Source organism: Streptomyces sp. NPDC049577, from assembly GCF_040675635.1.
Classification (GTDB): domain Bacteria; phylum Actinomycetota; class Actinomycetes; order Streptomycetales; family Streptomycetaceae; genus Streptomyces.
On sequence record NZ_JBFAPH010000139.1, the window covers coordinates 1 to 16,394 of the forward strand.

Here is a 16,394-nt window from a genome sequence, read left to right on the forward strand (position 1 = left end):
ACCTCCGGCACCACCACCGGCGCCACCGGCGCCCGCTCCGCCCGGCGCCCCCGCGGCGGGGGGCGCGGGTGCGGCCGGGGCCGGGGCGGGAGCCGGCGCGGCGGGCGCGGCCGGGGCCGTCCCGGGGCAGGTCAGCCACACGTGCCCGCCGACGGACAGGACGTGCGCGGTGACGTCCAGACAGCCCTTGCCGTTGTCGACGACGTTCGCCCGGACGGCTCCGCGCGCCGCGGACGCGCGGACGTGCGACGGGGGATGGTCGGGCAGCAGATGCGGCAGCCGGGTGACGTGAGCGGTCACCGGTGCCCTGCCGGCCGTGGCGTGGGCCCCCAGGTCGTCCGCGTGCGCCTCGCCGGCGAACGCGAACACCGCGGCCGCGCCCGCCGCCGTCAGACATCCACTTCTCAGCCATCCCCTCACGCGGAACAGCCTGTACGCCCACGTCCGCATCCAGCCGGGATCACCACCGGATTCCTCCGATGGGCTGAAAACGGCGCCGGTCCACCGTCCCGGTGTTTAGGCGGAGTTGGGCAGGCCGAAGGAGCCGTGACGTCCGGCTCCCCGTGCGAACCGGGCCACCCCCTCGGCGGCCTCGGTCAACGCCTCTTGCCCGTATCGCAGTTCGGTGCGCAGGGCCTCGGCCTCGGTCAGTCCCTCCTGGGCGAGGAGCGAGGCCCGGTCGGTGCGCAGGCACGCCTGCGGGAAGCGGGCGATCTCCGCGGCCAGCCGTTCGGCCTCCGCGCGGGCCCGCCCCGCCGGCACCAGCCGGTTGACGAGCCCGATCGTGTACGCCTCCGCGGCCGGCACCGGGCGGCCCGTGAGGACGAGGTCCATGGCCCGGCTCGTGCCGATCAGCCGGGGGAGCCGGACCGTGCCGCCGTCGATCAGCGGCACGCCCCAGCGGCGGCAGAAGACGCCGAGGACGGCGTCCTCCTCCGCCACCCGCAGATCGCACCAGAGCGCCAACTCCAGCCCGCCCGCGACCGCATGACCGCTCACCGCGGCGACGACCGGCTTCGAGAGGACCAGCCGCGTGGGGCCCATGGGCCCGTCGCCGCCGGCCGCGACCCGATTGCCGCGCCCGGTGCCGTACGCCTTGAGATCGGCCCCGGCGCAGAAGGTACCGCCCTCTCCCCACAGCACCGCCACCCGCGCCGTGTCGTCCGCCTCGAACGCCCGGAAGGCGTCGGCGAGCGCCGCGGCCGTGGGCCCGTCCACGGCGTTGCGCACCTCCGGACGGGAGAGCACGACGGTCGTCACCGGCCCGTCGCGCTCGGTGCGGACGGCCGTTGTCACCGGGCGTCCTTGATCAGCACCCGCTCCAGGACCGGCCCCGGGTCCGTGCCGGCCGGCAGGGTGCCGAACGCCCCGCCCCAGTCCCCGCCGAGCCGGGAGGCGCAGAAGGCGTCGGCGACGGCCGGGGGGCTGTGCCGGACGAGCAGGCTGCCCTGGAGGACGAGGGTGAGCTGCTCGGCGAGGCGGCGCGCGAGCACCTGGGCCCGGTGCGGGTCGGAGAGCTCGCCGAGCAGCGCGCGCAGGCGCGCCACGGCGGCGTCCAGCCGGGGATCCGCCCCGGCGGCCAGGGCCACCTCGGCGAAGTAGGCCTCCAGCGAGGCAGGTTCCCGCGTCAGCGCCCGCAGCACGTCCAGGGCCGCCACGTTGCCCGAGCCCTCCCAGATGGACAGCAGCGGCGCCTCCCGGTAGAGCCGGGGCATGCCGGACTCCTCCACATAGCCGTTGCCGCCCAGGCACTCCAGCGCCTCGGCGGCGTGCGCGCTGCCGCGCTTGCACACCCAGTACTTGCCCGCGGCCAGGGCGAGCCTGCGCAGGGCCGACTCCGCGGCGTCGCCCGCCTCGGAGCGGTCCAGCGCCGCGGCGAGCCGCATGGCGAGCACGGTCGCGGCCTCGGACTCCACGGCGAGGTCGGCGAGGACGTTGCGCATGAGCGGCTGGTCGACGAGCTCGGCCCCGAACGCCCGCCGGTGCGCGGCGTGGTGCAGGGCCTGCCGCAGCCCGGCCCGCATACCGGCCGCCGAACCGAGGACGCAGTCGAGCCGGGTCATGTTGACCATCTCGACGATCGTGCGCACCCCGCGCCCCGGCTCGCCCACCCGCCAGGCCACGGCCTGCTCGTACTCGATCTCCGCCGAGGCGTTGGAGCGGTTGCCGAGCTTGTCCTTCAGCCGCTGGAGCCGCATGGCGTTGCGCGTGCCGTCGGGCAGCACGCGCGGCATCAGGAAGCAGGTCAGCCCCTCGTCCGCCTGGGCCAGGACGAGGAAGACGTCGCTCATCGGCGCCGAGGTGAACCACTTGTGCCCGGTCACGACGTACGAGCCCTCGCCCGTGGGCACCGCCCGCGTGGTGTTCGCCCGCACGTCCGAGCCGCCCTGCTTCTCCGTCATCGACATGCCGGCGATCAGGCCGCGCTTGCCGAGCGGCGGGCGCAGTCCGTAGTCGTACGTCCGCGCCGCGAGCAGCGGCTCGTAGACGGCCGCGAGCTCGGGCTGGGCCCGCAGGGCGGGCACGGCGGCGTACGTCATCGAGATCGGGCAGCCGTGGCCGGGCTCCGCCTGCGCCCAGACGTAGAACTTCGCGGCGCGCAGCAGGTGGGCCCCCGGGCGCGGCTCCGCCCAGGGCGCGGCGTGCTGGCCGCTGCCCACCGCCTCGGCCATCAGCCGGTGCCAGGCGGGATGGAAGTCGACCTCGTCGACGCGGTTGCCGAAGCGGTCGTGGGTGCGCAGCACCGGCGGGTACGCCTCGGCCGCCCGCGCCCACTCCTGCACCTCCTCCGAGCCGGCCCGCGCCCCGAGCGCGCGGACCTCCGTCTCGCCCCAGCCGGCGCCGTCCCGCCGCAGGGCCTCCAGCAGGGCCGGGTCGTCGGCGGTGGAGAAGCCGGTCAGGGGCGGGGCCTGGTTGAACACTTCGTGTGTGGCGCTCACGGCGGCCTCCGGGGCGAGCTGCGGCAGGGTGACGGCAGAGCTACGGCATTACATTTTCATGATGCGTGATGCGAGACTGTAATGGATAGGGTTTCGTCAGCCATGGATGACTCGCTTTCCCTGCCGCCGCTGACCGCGCGCTCGATTGTGCTGTCCACGCTGCTCGGCCACCACCCGCCCGCGCTGCCCGCCCGCGCCCTCGTCCGGGTCGGAGAGCTCTTCGGCACCGCCGAGGGCACCGTCCGCACGGCGCTGACCCGGATGGTCGCCGCCGGCGACCTGGAGCAGCGTGACGGCACGTACCGGCTCACCGACCGGCTCCTGGCCCGGCAGGCCCGGCAGGACGACAGCCGGGCCCCCCGCACCCGCGCCTGGGACGGCGGCTGGGAGATCGCCGTCGTCGCCGGCGAGCGCCGCGCCGCCCCCGACCGCGCCGCCCTGCGCCAGGCCATGGCCGCCCTGCGGCTGGCTGAGCTGCGCGAGGGCTGCTGGCTGCGGCCCGCCAATCTGGTGCGGACGGCGAGACCGGCGGTGGTGACCGAGCAGTGCGCCTTGTTCACCGGCGCGCCCGAGGGCGACCCCGTCCGGCTCGCGGCCGCGCTCTGGGACCTGCCCGGCTGGGCCGGGCACGCCCGCGCCCTGGAGGCGGCCCTCGACGCGGCCGCCCCCGGCCCCCTCGCCGAGCGCTTCACCGTCTCGGCGGCCGTCCTCCGACACCTCCTCGCGGACCCCGTCCTCCCGGCGCCCCTCCTCCCGTCCGGCTGGCCCGGCGACCGGCTGCGGGAGCGCCACGAGGCCTTCGACCGCGATTTCCGGGCCCTGCTGCTGCGGCACATCGGGGGATAGGGGCGCCCCAGGGCCCACTCCCGGAAGAAACGCCTCGAATATGAGCAGTCGGTCACAGATCAGCCCGGTGCATGCCTTGGGACGCATTCGTGCACGCATGCGACCGATACTGGTGACCATGTCCCGCGTGCTCCTGATCGAAGACGACCGCGCCGTCCGGGAAGGGGTCACCCTCACCCTGCGCCGCCGCGGCCACGCGGTCGAGGCCGCCCCCACCGGCGAGGCCGGGCTCGCGGCGCTGGAGAGCTTCCGGCCCGACCTGGTGCTGCTCGACCTGATGCTGCCCGACAAGAGCGGCTTCGAGGTCTGCCGCCGCATCCGTGCCACCCAGCAGATACCGATCATCATGCTCACCGCGCGCGGCGACGACATCGACGTCGTCCTCGGCCTGGAGGCCGGCGCCGACGACTACATCGTCAAGCCCGCCCGCGGCGAGGTGCTCGAGGCCCGCATCCGCGCCGTCCTGCGCCGCGCCGCGCCCGGCGACGGCGCCGGCCCCGACGCGGTCGCCCCGCGGCCCGCCGAGGTGCACGGCGACCTCACCATCGACCGGGCCGGGCTGCTGGTCTCCAGGAACGGCAAGGACCTGCCGCTCGCCCCCTCCGAGATGAAGCTGCTGCTGCACCTGTCGGCCACCCCGGGCCAGGTCTACAGCCGCCAGCAGCTCCTGGAACACGTGTGGGAGCACAGCTACCACGGTGACGCCCGGCTGGTCGACGCGTGCGTGATGCGGCTGCGTACCAAGATCGAGGACTCCACGCGCCAGCCGAAGTACATCCAGACCGTACGTGGCTTCGGCTACCGCTTCGGGCCCCTGTGACCCGGCCCGTGAGCGCCCGGTGAACGCCCTGCGCACCCTCGCCCGCGGCCTGCGCGCCCGGCTCGTGGTGGCCTTCCTGCTGGTCGCCGCCCTGAGCGCGCTCGCCACGTCGGCGCTCACCTTCCGCGAGGCCCGCAACGCCATCCTCAAGCGCACCCAGGACACCGCCGTCAACGCCCTGCGCTCCCAGGTCAACTCCCAGGTGCCCGAGCTGGCGTTCCCGCCCGGCCGGGACGACCTGACCGCGTTCACCCAGAGCCTCGACCGCGCCGGCCAGCCGCAGCACTGGGCCGTGCACGTCCGCTACCGCAACGGCCCCCTGGTCCCCGCCACCGGCGGCCGGGCGGAGAACGGCACCATCCCCGCCGGCGTGGAGAAGAAGGTCCACGCCGGCGTCGCCGCCTTCCAGCGGGTGACCGACGCCGGCAGCCCGTGGCTGGTCGTCGGCCTGCCCGTCACCTACAGCGACGGCAGCGGCCAGACCACCGGCCTGGAGGTGTACGCCCGGCTGCCCCTCGCCGAGGACGAGGTCAACGTGCGGGCCCTGGTGCAGGCCGCCCAGAGCGGCGCCCTGCCCGCCGTCGCCCTCGCCGTCGTGCCCGCGCTGCTCGCCGCGCGCGGCGTCCTGCGACCCGTGCGCGAACTGCGCCGCGCCACCCAGCAGATCACCGCCGGCGCGCTCGACACCCGGCTGAAGGTGACCGGCCGCGACGAACTCGCCGACCTCTCGCGGACCTTCAACGACATGGCCGCCGCCCTGGAGGAGAACGTCGCCGAACTGCGCCGCATGGAGGCCAACTCCCGGCGCTTCGCCGCCGACGTCTCCCACGAGCTGCGCACCCCGCTCGCCGCGATGACCGCCGTCGTCGACGTCCTCGACGAGGGTGCCGCGGGCCTCGACCCCGACACCGCGCACGCCGTCCGGCTCATCAGCGAGGAGACCGGAAAGCTCGCCCGCATGGTCGAGGACCTGATGGAGATCTCCCGCTTCGACGCCGGAGCCGCCGCCCTGCACCTGGACGAGGTCGACGTGGCCGAGACCGTGCGCAAGACCCTCCAGGCGCGCGGCTGGCAGGACGAGGTGACCGCCGACCTGCCCGGCGGCGTACGGGCCCGGCTCGACCCGCGTCGCATCGACGTCGTCATCGCCAATCTCGTCGGCAACGCGCTCAAGCACGGCGGCGCGCCGGTACGCGTCACCGCCCGGGCCGAGCCGGGCGAGGACGGCGGCCGGCTGCTCATCGAGGTCGCCGACCGGGGCGCGGGCATCGACCCCGAGGTGCTGCCGCACGTCTTCGACCGGTTCTTCAAGGCCGACGCCGCCCGGGTCCGCTCCGAGGGCAGCGGTCTGGGCCTCGCCATCACGCTGGAGAACGTCCGTCTGCACGAGGGAACCGTACGGGCCGCCAACGCCCCCGGTGGCGGGGCGGTCTTCACCGTCGACCTGCCCCTGCGCACCGGAGAGGACACCGGAGGAGACGACACATGAGGCACGCGACGCGCTCCGCGCTGCTCGCGCTCGCCGCGCTGGTCACCCTCAGCGGCTGCGGCATCGAACCGTCCGAGGTCGTGGAGGTCGGCCGGCCCGCCACCGGCGTCAAACGGCCGGGCAGGCCCGCCACCGAGGCACGGCTGTACTTCGCCTACCCCGGCGGCCTCTTCGGCGTCGTCCGCCCGGCCGGCGGCGAGATCTCCGCGGAGGAGGCGGTCCCGCTGCTGCTCCAGGGCCCCAACGAGGCCGAGCGCATGCGCGGCCTGTACTCCGACCTGCCGAAGATCGCGGCCGGCAAGGTGCAGGTCACCACCGCGACGGGCCAGGTCGCCATCCGGCTGCCCGTCGACCCCACCCGCCTCCCGTCCGTCGGCCGCACCCAGCTCGTGTGCACGGCGGCCCACAACGCCGTGCCGGGCGATCTGCCGCCGGACGAGGTCAAGGTGCAGCTGAGCGGCGCCGGCAGGACGCTGTCCGACCAGACCTGCGACAACAGGCAGATCTTCGTCCCGCCGGGTTCGTCCTCACCGACCCGGTAGCGTCACGCGCGGCGGGCGCTCACGGCTGGAGGCCGCCGAGGCGCCCCTCCAGGTGTACGAGCAGCTCGGCGAGGGTGTCCGCCAGCTCCTGCCGGCGTCCTTCCCCGACACCCGCCAGCAGCGCGCGCTCGTACTCCAGCTGACGCGGAATCAGCCGGTCGATGAGCTCGGTGCCCGCCTGGGTGAGGGACAGGTGTGCCACGCGGCGGTCGCGGTCGTCGGCCCGGCGGCCCACCAGGCCGCGCGCCTCCAGCACGCGCAGCCGCTTGGTGACGGCGGCGCCGGAGGCGAACGTCTCCCGCGCGAGCTGCCCCGGCGTCAGCTCGCGTCCCGTGCGCCGCAGCGTGCCCAGGAGGTCGAACTCCGCCCGGGTGAGCCCCTCGCCCACCAGCGGCGCGTCGGTCGCCTGCTGCAGCAGCGCGGCACACCGGTTGAGCCGGCCGATCACGGCCATCGGAGTGACGTCCAGCCCGGGGTGGACCTGCTGCCACTGGCGCAGCACGCGCGCGACGATGTCCTCGGCCACGTCGACGATCCTCTCGGGTGCGAGGGCTCTTGCGCGTGGTTCTTTCCCCGGTCCCGGCCCGTTCCGAAACCGGGGCCCCGTCCCCGGTGCCGGGGGTGGCGCGTGCGCGGACTCCGCCCGTCCGGGGTCACCTTCCGGCGGTGACCGGGCAGCTCGAGGACATCGCGCCGAGCGCGGCCCGGGGGCGGGGCGCGCCCCGGAGGACGTGGGTCAGGGGAGCGGAACCGGCGCCGGCCCCGCCCAGGCTGCCCGCAGGGCCCTCGCCTTGCCGAGCCACAGCGACAGGTCGTACTCCGCCGTGTACCCGATCGCGCCGTGCACCTGCAGCGCGCTCCGCGCGGCCGCGTACGCCGCGTTGCCGGCCGCCGTCCTCGCGCACGCCACGTCCGCCGGCGCGTCCGCCGCACCCCCGGCGAGCGCCACGGCCGCGCCCCACAGCAGCGGCCGCGCGAACTCCAGCCCCACCAGGACGTCCGCCAGGCGGTGCTTGACCGCCTGGAAGGAACCGACCGGCACCCCGAACTGGACGCGCTGCCGCGCGTAGGCCACCGTGCGGTCCAGCAGCGCGTGCCCGACCCCGAGCGCCTGCGCGGCGGTCGCCAGGGCCGCCCAGTCGGCCGCGTGCGCGACGGCCGCCGCGACGCCGGGGCCGGTGGCAAGCGGTGTGCCGCCGGGGGCCGGCCGGGCGAGCCGCCGCGCCGGGTCCAGGGACGCCCGCACGGGGCCGTGCGCGGCGGCCAGCCGCAGTTCGCCGCCGTGCGCGACGAGCACCCCGTCCGCCGCGTCCGCGTCCAGCGCGTACGCCCCGTCGCCCGGCGGGGCCAGCGTCAGCACGGCCTCGCCCGCGCAGACGCGCGGCAGCCATGTCCCGGCCGGCCCGGTGGTGCCCCGTTCGGCCAGCCGGGCGAGCAGGACGCTCGCCGCGACCGTCTCGGCCAGGGGCCCGGGGACGGCGTGGCGGCCCAGCTCGACGAAGGCGACGGCCGTCTCCACGGGCAGCAGGCCGGCACCGCCGTACTCCACCGGGACGGCCAGGGTGAAGACACCGGCGCCTGCCGCCCGGCGCCACAGCGCGAGACCGGGGCCGTGCTCGCCGCGGGACCACGCCCGGACGGCCGAGGGGGTGTCCGCCCCCGCGAACATCCGGTCCAGGGTGCGGCCGAAGGCCGTCTGCTCGGCGTCCAGCAGGAACCTCATCCGCGGCGCCCCTTCGGCAGGCCGAGCAGCCGCTCGGCGATGACGTCCCGCTGGATCTCGTTCGTGCCCGCGTAGACGGGCCCGGCCAGGGAGAAGACATAGCCCTCCGGCCAGGGGCCGTCCGCGAGTTCGCCGTCCGGGCCGAGCAGGTCCAGGGCCGTCTCGTGCAGGGCCAGGTCCAGCTCGGACCAGAAGACCTTGGTGAGGCTGGCCGCCGCCGGGCCGGGCTGCTGTCCGGCGGCGATCCTGGACGCCTGCTCGTAGCCGTACAGCCGGTACGCGCGGGCGCGGGCCGCCACGTCCGCGACCCGCTGCCGCAGGGCCGTGTCCGCCGGGTCGGCGACCGTGTGCCACAGCTCGGTCAGGCGCGCGGCGGCGGCCGTGAAGCGGCCCGGACTGCGGAGCACGATCCCGCGTTCGCTGCCCGCCGTGCTCATCGCCACGCGCCAGCCGTCCCCGGGCTCCCCGACGACGTCCGCGTCGGGCACGAAGACGCGGTCCAGGGCGATTTCGGCGAAGGCTGGCTTACCGTCCAGCCGGCCGACGGGCCGGACCGTCACGCCGTCCGCCCGCAGCGGGAACATCGCGTACGTCAGCCCCCGGTGCGGCCGCCCCGCGCCGGGATGACTGCGGAAGAGGCCGAAGGCGCGGTCGGCGAAGGCGGCCCGCGAGGACCAGGTCTTCACCCCGCCGAGCAGCCAGCCGCCCTCCGTACGCGTCGCCGTCGACCGCAGGGCGGCGAGGTCGGAGCCGGCCTCCGGCTCCGACCAGGCCTGCGCCCAGACCGTCTCGCCGCGCGCCATCGGCGGCAGGACGCGGGCGCGCTGCTCCTCGGTGCCGTGTGCGAAGAGGGTGGGCGCGAGCAGGCCGATACCGTTCTGGGACACGCGGTGCGGGGCGCCCGCCGCCCAGTACTCCTCCTCGAAGACCAGCCACTCCAGCAGCGAGCGCCCGCGCCCGCCGTACTCCTCGGGCCAGGAGACCGCCGACCAGCGCCCCTCGGACAGGGTGCGCTCCCAGGCGCGGTGCAGGGCGAAGCCGTCCTCCGTCTCCAGGGACGGCAGCGGAACCGGCGGCACGTGCGCCGCCAGCCAGGCGCGGGCCTCCGCGCGGAAGGACTGCTCCTCCGGCGTGAAGTCGAGGTCCATCAGGAGTCCCGCACGGCCCTCGCACCGTCCGCGGCCTTCATGGCCCGGACGTCCATGCCGCCGAGCGGGTCGGCGGCCGTCTCCGCGTTGTGCGCGTGCGCGAGATGGTGCAGTGCGAAGGCGGCGTCCAGACCGGAGTGCAGCCCCTGGAGGTCCTCCGCCTGGTTGACGGCCCGCTTGGCGAGCGCGAGCCCCAGCCGCGGCATCCCTGCCATACGTTCCGCCAGCGCGCGCGTCTCGGCGGCGAGTTCGGCGCGCGGTACCACGCGGTTGACCATGCCCACCTCGTACGCGCGGCGCGCGCTCATCCGGTCACCGGTGTAGAGCAGCTCCTTGGCGACGCGCGGTGGCATCACCCACGGATGCGCGAAGTACTCCACGCCGGGGATGCCCATCCGCACGACCGGGTCGGCGAAGAACGCGTCCTCCGCGGCCACGATCAGGTCGCACACCCAGGCCAGCATCAGCCCGCCCGCCACACAGGCGCCCTGCACGCTCGCGACCAGCGGCTTCGGCAGCTCGCGCCAGCGCCGGCACATGCCCAGGTACACCTCCGCCTCCCGGGCCAGCCGACGCTCGGCGCCCGCCTCGCGGGAGTGGTCCCACCACATCCCGGCCCGGCGCGCGTGCGGAAGGTCGGCGTCGCGCTCCGGAGTCCCGATGTCATGGCCGGCGGAGAAGTGGTCACCGGCCCCCGCGAGCACGATCACCTTCACCCCGTCGTCGGCCGACGCCTCGTACAGCGCGTCGTCCAGCGCATAGGTCATGGCGGAGTTCTGGGCGTTGCGGTACCGGGGCCGGTTCATGGTGACGGTCGCGACGGGGCCGAGCCGCTCGTAGCGGACCACCGGTTCGGCGGGCGGGGCGGGGGAGGCAGGGGGCACAGAAGACATGGCCATCCTTCCCTAACAAGTGTTTGGTAGGTTAACGTACGGTCATGAGCAGCGTCGAGGGCTGCGGCCCGCCGCCGTACCCCGCTGCCCACGCGTTGCTGTCCGGCCGCACCGCCGTCGTCACCGCGGCGGCCGGCACCGGCATCGGCGGGGCGACGGCCCGGCGGTTCCTCGAAGAAGGTGCCCGCGTCGTCCTGGGCGACGCCCACGCCCGCCGGCTGACGGACACCGTCGCCGCGCTGGCCGCCGAGTTCGGCGACCACCGGGTGGCCGGAGTGCCCTGCGACGTCACCGACGAGGCGGACGTCGCCGCACTCCTCGATCTCGCCGAGGAACGCCACGGCTGCCTGGACGTCCTCGTCAACAACGCCGGCCTCGGCGGCACCGCCGAGCTCGCCGACATGACCGACGAGCAGTGGGAGAAGGTCCTCGGCACCACCCTCACCGGCACCTTCCGCTGCACCCGGGCCGCCCTGCGCCGCATGCGCGCCTCCGGCACGGGCGGGGCGATCGTCAACAACGCCTCCGTCCTCGGCTGGCGCGCCCAGCGCGGCCAGGCGCACTACGCCGCCGCCAAGGCCGGCGTCATGGCCCTCACCCGCTGCGCCGCGCTGGAGGCCGCCGCCTACGGGGTCCGCGTCAACGCCGTCTCCCCGAGCCTGGCCGTCCATCCGCACCTCGCCCGGGTGACGGATCCCGGGCTGCTCGACGAGCTGGCCGGCCGCGAGGCGTTCGGCCGCTCCGCGGAGCCCTGGGAGATCGCCAACGTCATCGTCTTCCTCGCCGGCGACTACGCCTCGTACATGACCGGCGAGACCGTCTCCGTCAGCAGCCAGCGCGCCTGACCGACAATGAAACCGTGCCGATCAGCAAGAAGACCCCCGCCGCCGACACCGTCTCCGGACCCCCGTCCCCGGACCGGCGCCGCGAGCTGCTCGCGACCGCCGCCGAGGTGTTCGCCGCGCAGGGCTACAGCGCCACCACCGTCCGCCGGATCGCCGACGAGGCGGGCATGCTCGCGGGCAGCCTCTACTACCACTTCGACTCCAAGGAGTCGATGCTGGACGAGATCCTCTCCGCCTTCCTGGACGACCTCTGGGCCGGCTACGACGCCGTGCTCGCCGCCGGGGACGACGCCAGGCAGACCCTTCAGGCCCTGGTCACCGAGTCCTTCCGGCAGATCGACCGGCACCGCGCCGCCGTCGCCATCTACCAGAAGGAGTCCGGCCACCTGGCCGGCCGGCCCCGGTTCGGCTACCTCGCCGAGTCGCAGCGCAAGTTCGAGCGCGCCTGGCTCGGCACCCTGCGGCGCGGCGTGGCCGACGGCGCCTTCCGCGCCGACCTCGACGCCCGGCTCACCTACCGCTTCCTGCGCGACACCGTGTGGGTCGCCGCCTCCTGGTACCGGCCGGACGGCCGGCACGCCCCCGAGGAGATCGCACGGCAGTACCTGTCGATGGTCCTGGACGGCATCGCCGTACGGGACCGACTTCCGCCCCCGTGAGGGAGGGCCGTCATGGCCGAGGCATACATCGTCACGGCAGTCCGCACACCCGTCGGCCGGCGCGGCGGCGCCCTCGCCGCCGCGCACCCCGCCGACCTGGGCGCGCACGTCCTGCGTGCCGCCGTCGAGCGCGCGGGCGTCGACCCGGCCGCCGTCGACGACGTCGTCCTCGGCTGCCTCGACACGGTCGGGCCGCAGGCCGGTGACATCGCCCGCACCAGCTGGCTGGCCGCCGGACTGCCCGAGGAGGTCCCCGGTGTCACCGTCGACCGGCAGTGCGGCTCCGGCCAGCAGGCCGTCCACTTCGCCGCCCAGGCCGTGCTCTCCGGCACTCAGGACCTCGTCGTGGCCGGCGGGACGCAGAGCATGTCCCAGGTCCCCATCGGCTACGCCTTCCACCGTGCCGCCGAACCGCTGGGACTGACCGGCGGCCCGTTCGCCGGCTCCCGCGGCTGGCGCGCCCGTTACGGTGACCGGCCCGTCGACCAGTTCCACGGCGCGGAGACGATCGCCGACCAGTGGGGCATCACCCGGGCCGCGATGGAGGAGTTCGCGCTGCTCTCCCACCACAGGGCGGTCCGGGCCGCCGACGAGGGCCGCTTCGACCGGGAGATCGTCCCCTACGGCGACGTCACGGCCGACGAGGGGCCGCGCCGCGACACCACCCTGGAGAAGATGGCCGCCCTCCGCCCGGTCGTACCCGGCGGGCGTCTGACGGCCGCGGTCTCCTCGCAGATCTCCGACGGCGCCGCCGCCCTGCTGCTGGCGAGCGAACGCGCCGTGCGCGACCACGGGCTCACGCCCCGCGCCCGGATCCACCACCTCTCGGTCCGGGGCGAGGACCCCATCCGCATGCTCACCGCGCCCATCCCGGCCACGGCGCACGCCCTGAAGCGGAGCGGCCTCACCCTGGCCGACATCGACCTCGTCGAGATCAACGAGGCCTTCGCGCCGGTCGTCCTCGCCTGGCTGAAGGAGACCGGCGCCGACCCCGCCCGCGTCAACGTCAACGGCGGGGCCATCGCCCTCGGTCACCCCCTCGGCGCGACGGGCGCCCGTCTGATGACCACCCTGCTGCACGAACTGGAGCGCACGGGCGGCCGGTACGGCCTGCAGACGATGTGCGAGGGAGGCGGGCAGGCGAACGTGACGGTGATCGAACGGCTGTGACCCACTTCGTGTTCCCCTGAACCACGGACTGCTGCGCAGGCGTTGCCCGGTCCCGGCGCGGACAGCAGGGCGACGTCCTCCACGACGAACCCGGCGTCGACCAGCGGGTCCTCCCACGGCCCGGGCGGGTGATCTCGCCGGCCGCCTGGGCGTGTCGCCACCCGCCGGCCCTCCCGCCCGGCAGACTCCGCGTCGTCCGGGCGTGCCGCCCGAGCGCCGGGGCGTGTCGTCGGAGCACGGAGAAGGGTCGGTGTCCTGCCCATGTCCATCGAGGAGAACAAGAGGCTCGTCCGCCGCTTCTACGAGGAGATCGACCAGGGCAATCTGGCCGCTCTGGACGAGCTCGTGGCCGAGGACTACCTCGACCACTCGCCGCCGCCGTTCCCGGGATTCACATCCGGTCTCGAAGGCCTGCGGCAGTCCTTCCGGCTCTTCTGGGAGGCGACACCCGGTACGCACGAGATCCAGGATCAGGTCGCGGAAGGCGACAAGGTCGTCACGAGGCTGCTCTGCCGCGGCGTCCACGAGGGCGACCTGCCCGGCATTCCGGCCACCGGACACCAGCTGACGATGACGGCGACGGTGATCCACCGCATCGAGAACGGCAAGCTCGCGGAGAAGTGGTCCGACAAGGACCTCCTGTCCTTCCTCCAGCAGCTCGGCGTCGTTCCCCCGCTCGGTCCGGACGCGTCGGAAGAGGGCTGAATCCTGTCTCGTGTCGTGTGCGTCTATCCGGAGGCGGAAGGTGCCAGTCACAGGGTGCTGACGCCCGACCAGGTCGCTGCCGATGCGGCGGCGCGACGCCAAGCCTGCATGAAGGACCCGACGAGCTTGAAGGCACCTGGCGGTGCCTGCCTGGCAACCGTCTCTGACCCCCCTCGACGCCATCCGTAAGGACCTGATCCGCGCGTTGACAAGCGGAAAGGTGTGAGAATCCAGCCTCCTCCATGAGGCCGGGCCGCCCCTGCGGGTGACAGCGGTATCGGTGTGCGGGCTGGTGCCCCGGGGCGGTGGATGCGCAGGCTACCGACCTGACATCCCTGGGAGCGACCCGCTCAGCCCGGCCGGCTGACCCCAGCCCGTGTCCGCCGGGGGTTCAGGAACCTCCGCCCACACTTGACCTGCCCGGCTCGTGCACCGAAGCCCTCCCGGGCAGGCCCCGGCCGCCCTCCCGGCTCCAAGAATCGACACCCCGCCACCCGCACAACGCCGGCAAGTCCGTCAAACGGCCCGAGAGCATCAAAGAACGCTCAAGGGCCGGTGGATAAAGCACAAGCTCAGGCTGGGCGGACCAGGTGGTTGTCGTGGGCGAAGACCACGGCCTGGATCCGGTCGCGGAGTTCGAGCTTGTGCAGGATCCGCCCCAGATGGGACTTCACGGTCGCCTCCGCGAGGTACAGCGCGGCCGCGATCTCGGCGTTGGACGAGCCGCGGCCGACCTCGACGAGCACCTCGCGCTCACGGGCGCTCAGCCGGTCCAGCCGCTCGTCGCGGACGGCGGCGCCGCCGTCGGGCAGGTGCGGACGGAAGTCCTCCAGCAGGCGCCGGGTGATCCGCGGGGAGAGCACCGCGTCGCCCGCCGCGACGTTACGGATCGCGGTGAGCAACTCCTCCGGCCTGGTGTTCTTCAGCAGGAAGCCCGAGGCTCCGGCGGCGAGACCGGCGAAGGCGTACGCGTCCAGGTCGAAGGTGGTCAGGATCAGCACTCTGCTCTGCGGGGAGACCTCGACGACCTGTCGGGTCGCCTCGATCCCGTCCGTCCCGGGCATCCGGACGTCCATGAGGACGACATCGGGCCGCAGCTCCCGGGCGAGGCGGACGGCCTGGGCGCCGTCCGCGGCCTCGCCGACCGGTGTCATGTCGGGCTGGGCCTCCAGGACCGTGCCGAAGGCCATCCGGAGCAGCGCCTCGTCGTCGGCGATCAGGACGCGGATCGTCATGCGGCGGCCGCCCCGCCGCCGTTGAGAAGGAATCGGGTACGGACGCCCCAGCCGCCGCCCGGAAGCGGTCCGGCCTGCAGCGTCCCCCCGTAGGCGGCCGCGCGCTCGCGCATGCCGGGGATGCCGTGGCCGGGCGGTGCGGCGGCGGGCCGCCCCGGGCGGGGGCCGCTGTCGGTGACGTCCACGCCGACGGCCTGGGCCGAGCACTCGACCAGGACCGTCGCGCGGGTGCCGGCGGGTGTGTGCTTGAGGGTGTTGGTCAAGGCTTCCTGCACCAGACGGTAGACGGTGAGTTGTGCGGTGGCGGGGACGTGGGTGTGGTTGCCGCGGACCTCCAGGCGGGTCGGCAGCCCGGCGGCGCCCATCTGGTCGGCGAGGGCCTCCAGCTGGGCGATGCCGGGCGGCGGGTGGCGCTCCGCGTCCCGCTCGCCGGTCCGCAGGACGCCCAGCGAGCGCCGCATGTCGGTCAGCGCCTGCCGGCCCGTCTCGGAGATCTGCAGCATCGCGGTGGTGGCCCGGTCCGGGGACCTGTGCTGGGCGTAGACGGCGGCGTCGGTGAGCGCGACCATGACGGACAGGTTGTGGGTGACGATGTCGTGCATCTCGCGGGTGATCCGGGCCCGCTCCTCGGCGACGGCCAGTCGTGCCTGCTGCTCCTGGTGCAGCGCCAGCCGTTCGGCCCGTTCCTGCACGGCGGCGAGGTAGGCCCGGCTGGTCCGCACGTTCACCCCGAGGACGGCGGCTGCGACGACCGTCGCGGAGAGCGCGACGAAGGGGGTCAGGAACGCGCCGTCCGGTGCCCAGCGCAGGCAGGCCAGCACGGCTCCGCCCTCCACGACGGCACCGGCGAGAAGCGTGCCGCGCCGGTCTGTGTGCGCGGCCGCCGTGTAGAGGGCCACCAGCAGGGCGATGTCCGCGGGCAGTTGGACGTCCATCAGCCACTGGACGAAGGCCGCGGCCGCCACGGCGCCGAACACCGCGAGCGGGGCCCGGCGCCGCCACAGCAGGGGGAGCGCCAGGGCGGCGGTGAGCGCCGCAGCCACCGGCAGCTCCTGCGCCGGGTAGGCGGTCACGACGTTGAGGAGGAGAAGGATCGGCAGCGCCGCGTCCCACACCAGGGGCGGTACCCGGTCCCGGTGGCGCACTGTCACATCTCCCCGTCGATCGGTCGTCGTGGCGGCCCGACCGGGACCGTCAGCGCGTACAGCCGGAGCCTAGGCCGCGGGGGCGGCGGCGCGCATGAGCCCACCGTCCGACCGCACCCTGCCGGGGTACGACTACAGGAGGAGGCCCACCACCTCCCGCGGTCGCAGAGCGGCCGCCGGACGGGCGTGACCGGTTGCCACTCCGGTCGCACCGCGGCCCGCCCGGGTTGCGACC

Annotated in this window: 17 protein-coding genes and 1 pseudogene; 9 read left to right on the plus strand and 9 right to left on the minus strand. The window is 74.9% G+C overall.

The annotated features are described in order from the left end of the window. The 3 genes from AB0K09_RS17245 to AB0K09_RS17255 form a co-directional block, all read right to left on the minus strand. Positions 1–420 (minus strand): hypothetical protein (locus AB0K09_RS17245; protein WP_366066205.1); only part of this gene is annotated, 420 nt, incomplete at its 3' end. A gap of 96 nt (positions 421–516) precedes the next feature. After that, entirely contained in the window at positions 517–1,296 is a 780-nt protein-coding gene (locus AB0K09_RS17250) for a crotonase/enoyl-CoA hydratase family protein (RefSeq protein ID WP_366066206.1), read from the minus strand. After that, positions 1,293–2,939, minus strand: a complete 1,647-nt coding sequence (locus AB0K09_RS17255; protein ID WP_366066207.1) for an acyl-CoA dehydrogenase family protein — start codon at positions 2,937–2,939, stop codon at positions 1,293–1,295. Before AB0K09_RS17255 ends, AB0K09_RS17250 begins: the two co-directional genes overlap by 4 nt. A 102-nt stretch (positions 2,940–3,041) precedes the next feature. Between AB0K09_RS17255 and AB0K09_RS17260 the strand changes: the two genes are divergently transcribed. From AB0K09_RS17260 to AB0K09_RS17275, 4 genes are all read left to right on the plus strand, one after another. Then, positions 3,042–3,785, plus strand: a complete 744-nt coding sequence (locus AB0K09_RS17260; RefSeq protein ID WP_366066208.1) for a PaaX family transcriptional regulator C-terminal domain-containing protein — start codon at positions 3,042–3,044, stop codon at positions 3,783–3,785. Between the two features lie 118 nt (positions 3,786–3,903). Beyond that, positions 3,904–4,605: a response regulator transcription factor gene (locus tag AB0K09_RS17265; protein ID WP_366066209.1), complete on the plus strand. Its 702-nt coding sequence runs from the start codon at positions 3,904–3,906 to the stop codon at positions 4,603–4,605. 19 nt (positions 4,606–4,624) lie between these two features. Further along, positions 4,625–6,094: an ATP-binding protein gene (locus AB0K09_RS17270; RefSeq protein WP_366066210.1), complete on the plus strand. Its 1,470-nt coding sequence runs from the start codon at positions 4,625–4,627 to the stop codon at positions 6,092–6,094. After that, positions 6,091–6,636 (plus strand): hypothetical protein, encoded by a 546-nt coding sequence (locus AB0K09_RS17275; protein WP_366066211.1) that lies wholly within the window; start codon positions 6,091–6,093, stop codon positions 6,634–6,636. Before AB0K09_RS17270 ends, AB0K09_RS17275 begins: the two co-directional genes overlap by 4 nt. Before the next feature lie 19 nt (positions 6,637–6,655). Here the strand turns inward: AB0K09_RS17275 and AB0K09_RS17280 are convergent, their stop codons facing one another. From AB0K09_RS17280 to AB0K09_RS17295, 4 genes are all read right to left on the minus strand, one after another. Beyond that, a complete protein-coding gene (locus AB0K09_RS17280; RefSeq protein WP_366066212.1) occupies positions 6,656–7,162 on the minus strand; it encodes a MarR family transcriptional regulator in 507 nt (168 codons plus the stop codon). 210 nt (positions 7,163–7,372) lie between these two features. Beyond that, on the minus strand, positions 7,373–8,359 hold the full coding sequence (locus AB0K09_RS17285; RefSeq protein ID WP_366066213.1) for an acyl-CoA dehydrogenase family protein: 987 nt from the start codon (positions 8,357–8,359) through the stop codon (positions 7,373–7,375). Further along, entirely contained in the window at positions 8,356–9,507 is a 1,152-nt protein-coding gene (locus tag AB0K09_RS17290; protein WP_366066214.1) for an acyl-CoA dehydrogenase family protein, read from the minus strand. Before AB0K09_RS17290 ends, AB0K09_RS17285 begins: the two co-directional genes overlap by 4 nt. After that, on the minus strand, positions 9,507–10,400 hold the full coding sequence (locus AB0K09_RS17295) for an enoyl-CoA hydratase (RefSeq protein WP_366066215.1): 894 nt from the start codon (positions 10,398–10,400) through the stop codon (positions 9,507–9,509). The genes AB0K09_RS17290 and AB0K09_RS17295 overlap by 1 nt, the downstream gene beginning before the upstream one ends. A gap of 44 nt (positions 10,401–10,444) precedes the next feature. Between AB0K09_RS17295 and AB0K09_RS17300 the strand changes: the two genes are divergently transcribed. The 5 genes and pseudogenes from AB0K09_RS17300 to AB0K09_RS17320 form a co-directional block, all read left to right on the plus strand. Continuing rightward, on the plus strand, positions 10,445–11,245 hold the full coding sequence (locus AB0K09_RS17300; RefSeq protein WP_366066216.1) for an SDR family oxidoreductase: 801 nt from the start codon (positions 10,445–10,447) through the stop codon (positions 11,243–11,245). A 14-nt stretch (positions 11,246–11,259) separates the two neighbouring features. Then, positions 11,260–11,904 (plus strand): TetR/AcrR family transcriptional regulator, encoded by a 645-nt coding sequence (locus AB0K09_RS17305; RefSeq protein ID WP_366066217.1) that lies wholly within the window; start codon positions 11,260–11,262, stop codon positions 11,902–11,904. Between the two features lie 12 nt (positions 11,905–11,916). Continuing rightward, the gene (locus AB0K09_RS17310) at positions 11,917–13,074 is read left to right on the plus strand and encodes an acetyl-CoA C-acetyltransferase (RefSeq protein WP_366066218.1); all 1,158 of its coding nucleotides are present in this window, start codon (positions 11,917–11,919) and stop codon (positions 13,072–13,074) included. 261 nt (positions 13,075–13,335) lie between these two features. After that, complete coding sequence (locus tag AB0K09_RS17315; protein WP_366066219.1) at positions 13,336–13,779, plus strand: ester cyclase; 444 nt, start codon at positions 13,336–13,338, stop codon at positions 13,777–13,779. A 333-nt stretch (positions 13,780–14,112) separates the two neighbouring features. After that, positions 14,113–14,342 (plus strand): annotated as a pseudogene (locus AB0K09_RS17320) (transposase); the annotation flags it as partial. Positions 14,343–14,351: 9 nt separating this feature from the next. Here the strand turns inward: AB0K09_RS17320 and AB0K09_RS17325 are convergent. Both AB0K09_RS17325 and AB0K09_RS17330 read right to left on the minus strand, forming a co-directional pair. Continuing rightward, entirely contained in the window at positions 14,352–15,014 is a 663-nt protein-coding gene (locus AB0K09_RS17325; RefSeq protein ID WP_366066221.1) for a response regulator transcription factor, read from the minus strand. After that, positions 15,011–16,165 (minus strand): histidine kinase, encoded by a 1,155-nt coding sequence (locus tag AB0K09_RS17330; RefSeq protein ID WP_366066222.1) that lies wholly within the window; start codon positions 16,163–16,165, stop codon positions 15,011–15,013. Before AB0K09_RS17330 ends, AB0K09_RS17325 begins: the two co-directional genes overlap by 4 nt. Positions 16,166–16,394 lie beyond the last annotated feature (229 nt).

Excerpts from the sequence above, each read along its gene's own strand:
- AB0K09_RS17265 (WP_366066209.1), top strand. The coding sequence starts at position 3,904 with ATGTCCCGCGTGCTCCTGATCGAAGACGACCGCGCCGTCCGGGAAGGG.
- AB0K09_RS17295 (WP_366066215.1), bottom strand. The coding sequence starts at position 10,400 with ATGTCTTCTGTGCCCCCTGCCTCCCCCGCCCCGCCCGCCGAACCGGTG.
- AB0K09_RS17310 (WP_366066218.1), top strand. The coding sequence starts at position 11,917 with ATGGCCGAGGCATACATCGTCACGGCAGTCCGCACACCCGTCGGCCGG.
- AB0K09_RS17285 (WP_366066213.1), bottom strand. The coding sequence starts at position 8,359 with ATGAGGTTCCTGCTGGACGCCGAGCAGACGGCCTTCGGCCGCACCCTG.
- AB0K09_RS17275 (WP_366066211.1), top strand. The coding sequence starts at position 6,091 with ATGAGGCACGCGACGCGCTCCGCGCTGCTCGCGCTCGCCGCGCTGGTC.
- AB0K09_RS17325 (WP_366066221.1), bottom strand. The coding sequence starts at position 15,014 with ATGACGATCCGCGTCCTGATCGCCGACGACGAGGCGCTGCTCCGGATG.
- AB0K09_RS17290 (WP_366066214.1), bottom strand. The coding sequence starts at position 9,507 with ATGGACCTCGACTTCACGCCGGAGGAGCAGTCCTTCCGCGCGGAGGCC.
- AB0K09_RS17260 (WP_366066208.1), top strand. The coding sequence starts at position 3,042 with ATGGATGACTCGCTTTCCCTGCCGCCGCTGACCGCGCGCTCGATTGTG.
- AB0K09_RS17315 (WP_366066219.1), top strand. The coding sequence starts at position 13,336 with ATGTCCATCGAGGAGAACAAGAGGCTCGTCCGCCGCTTCTACGAGGAG.
- AB0K09_RS17300 (WP_366066216.1), top strand. The coding sequence starts at position 10,445 with ATGAGCAGCGTCGAGGGCTGCGGCCCGCCGCCGTACCCCGCTGCCCAC.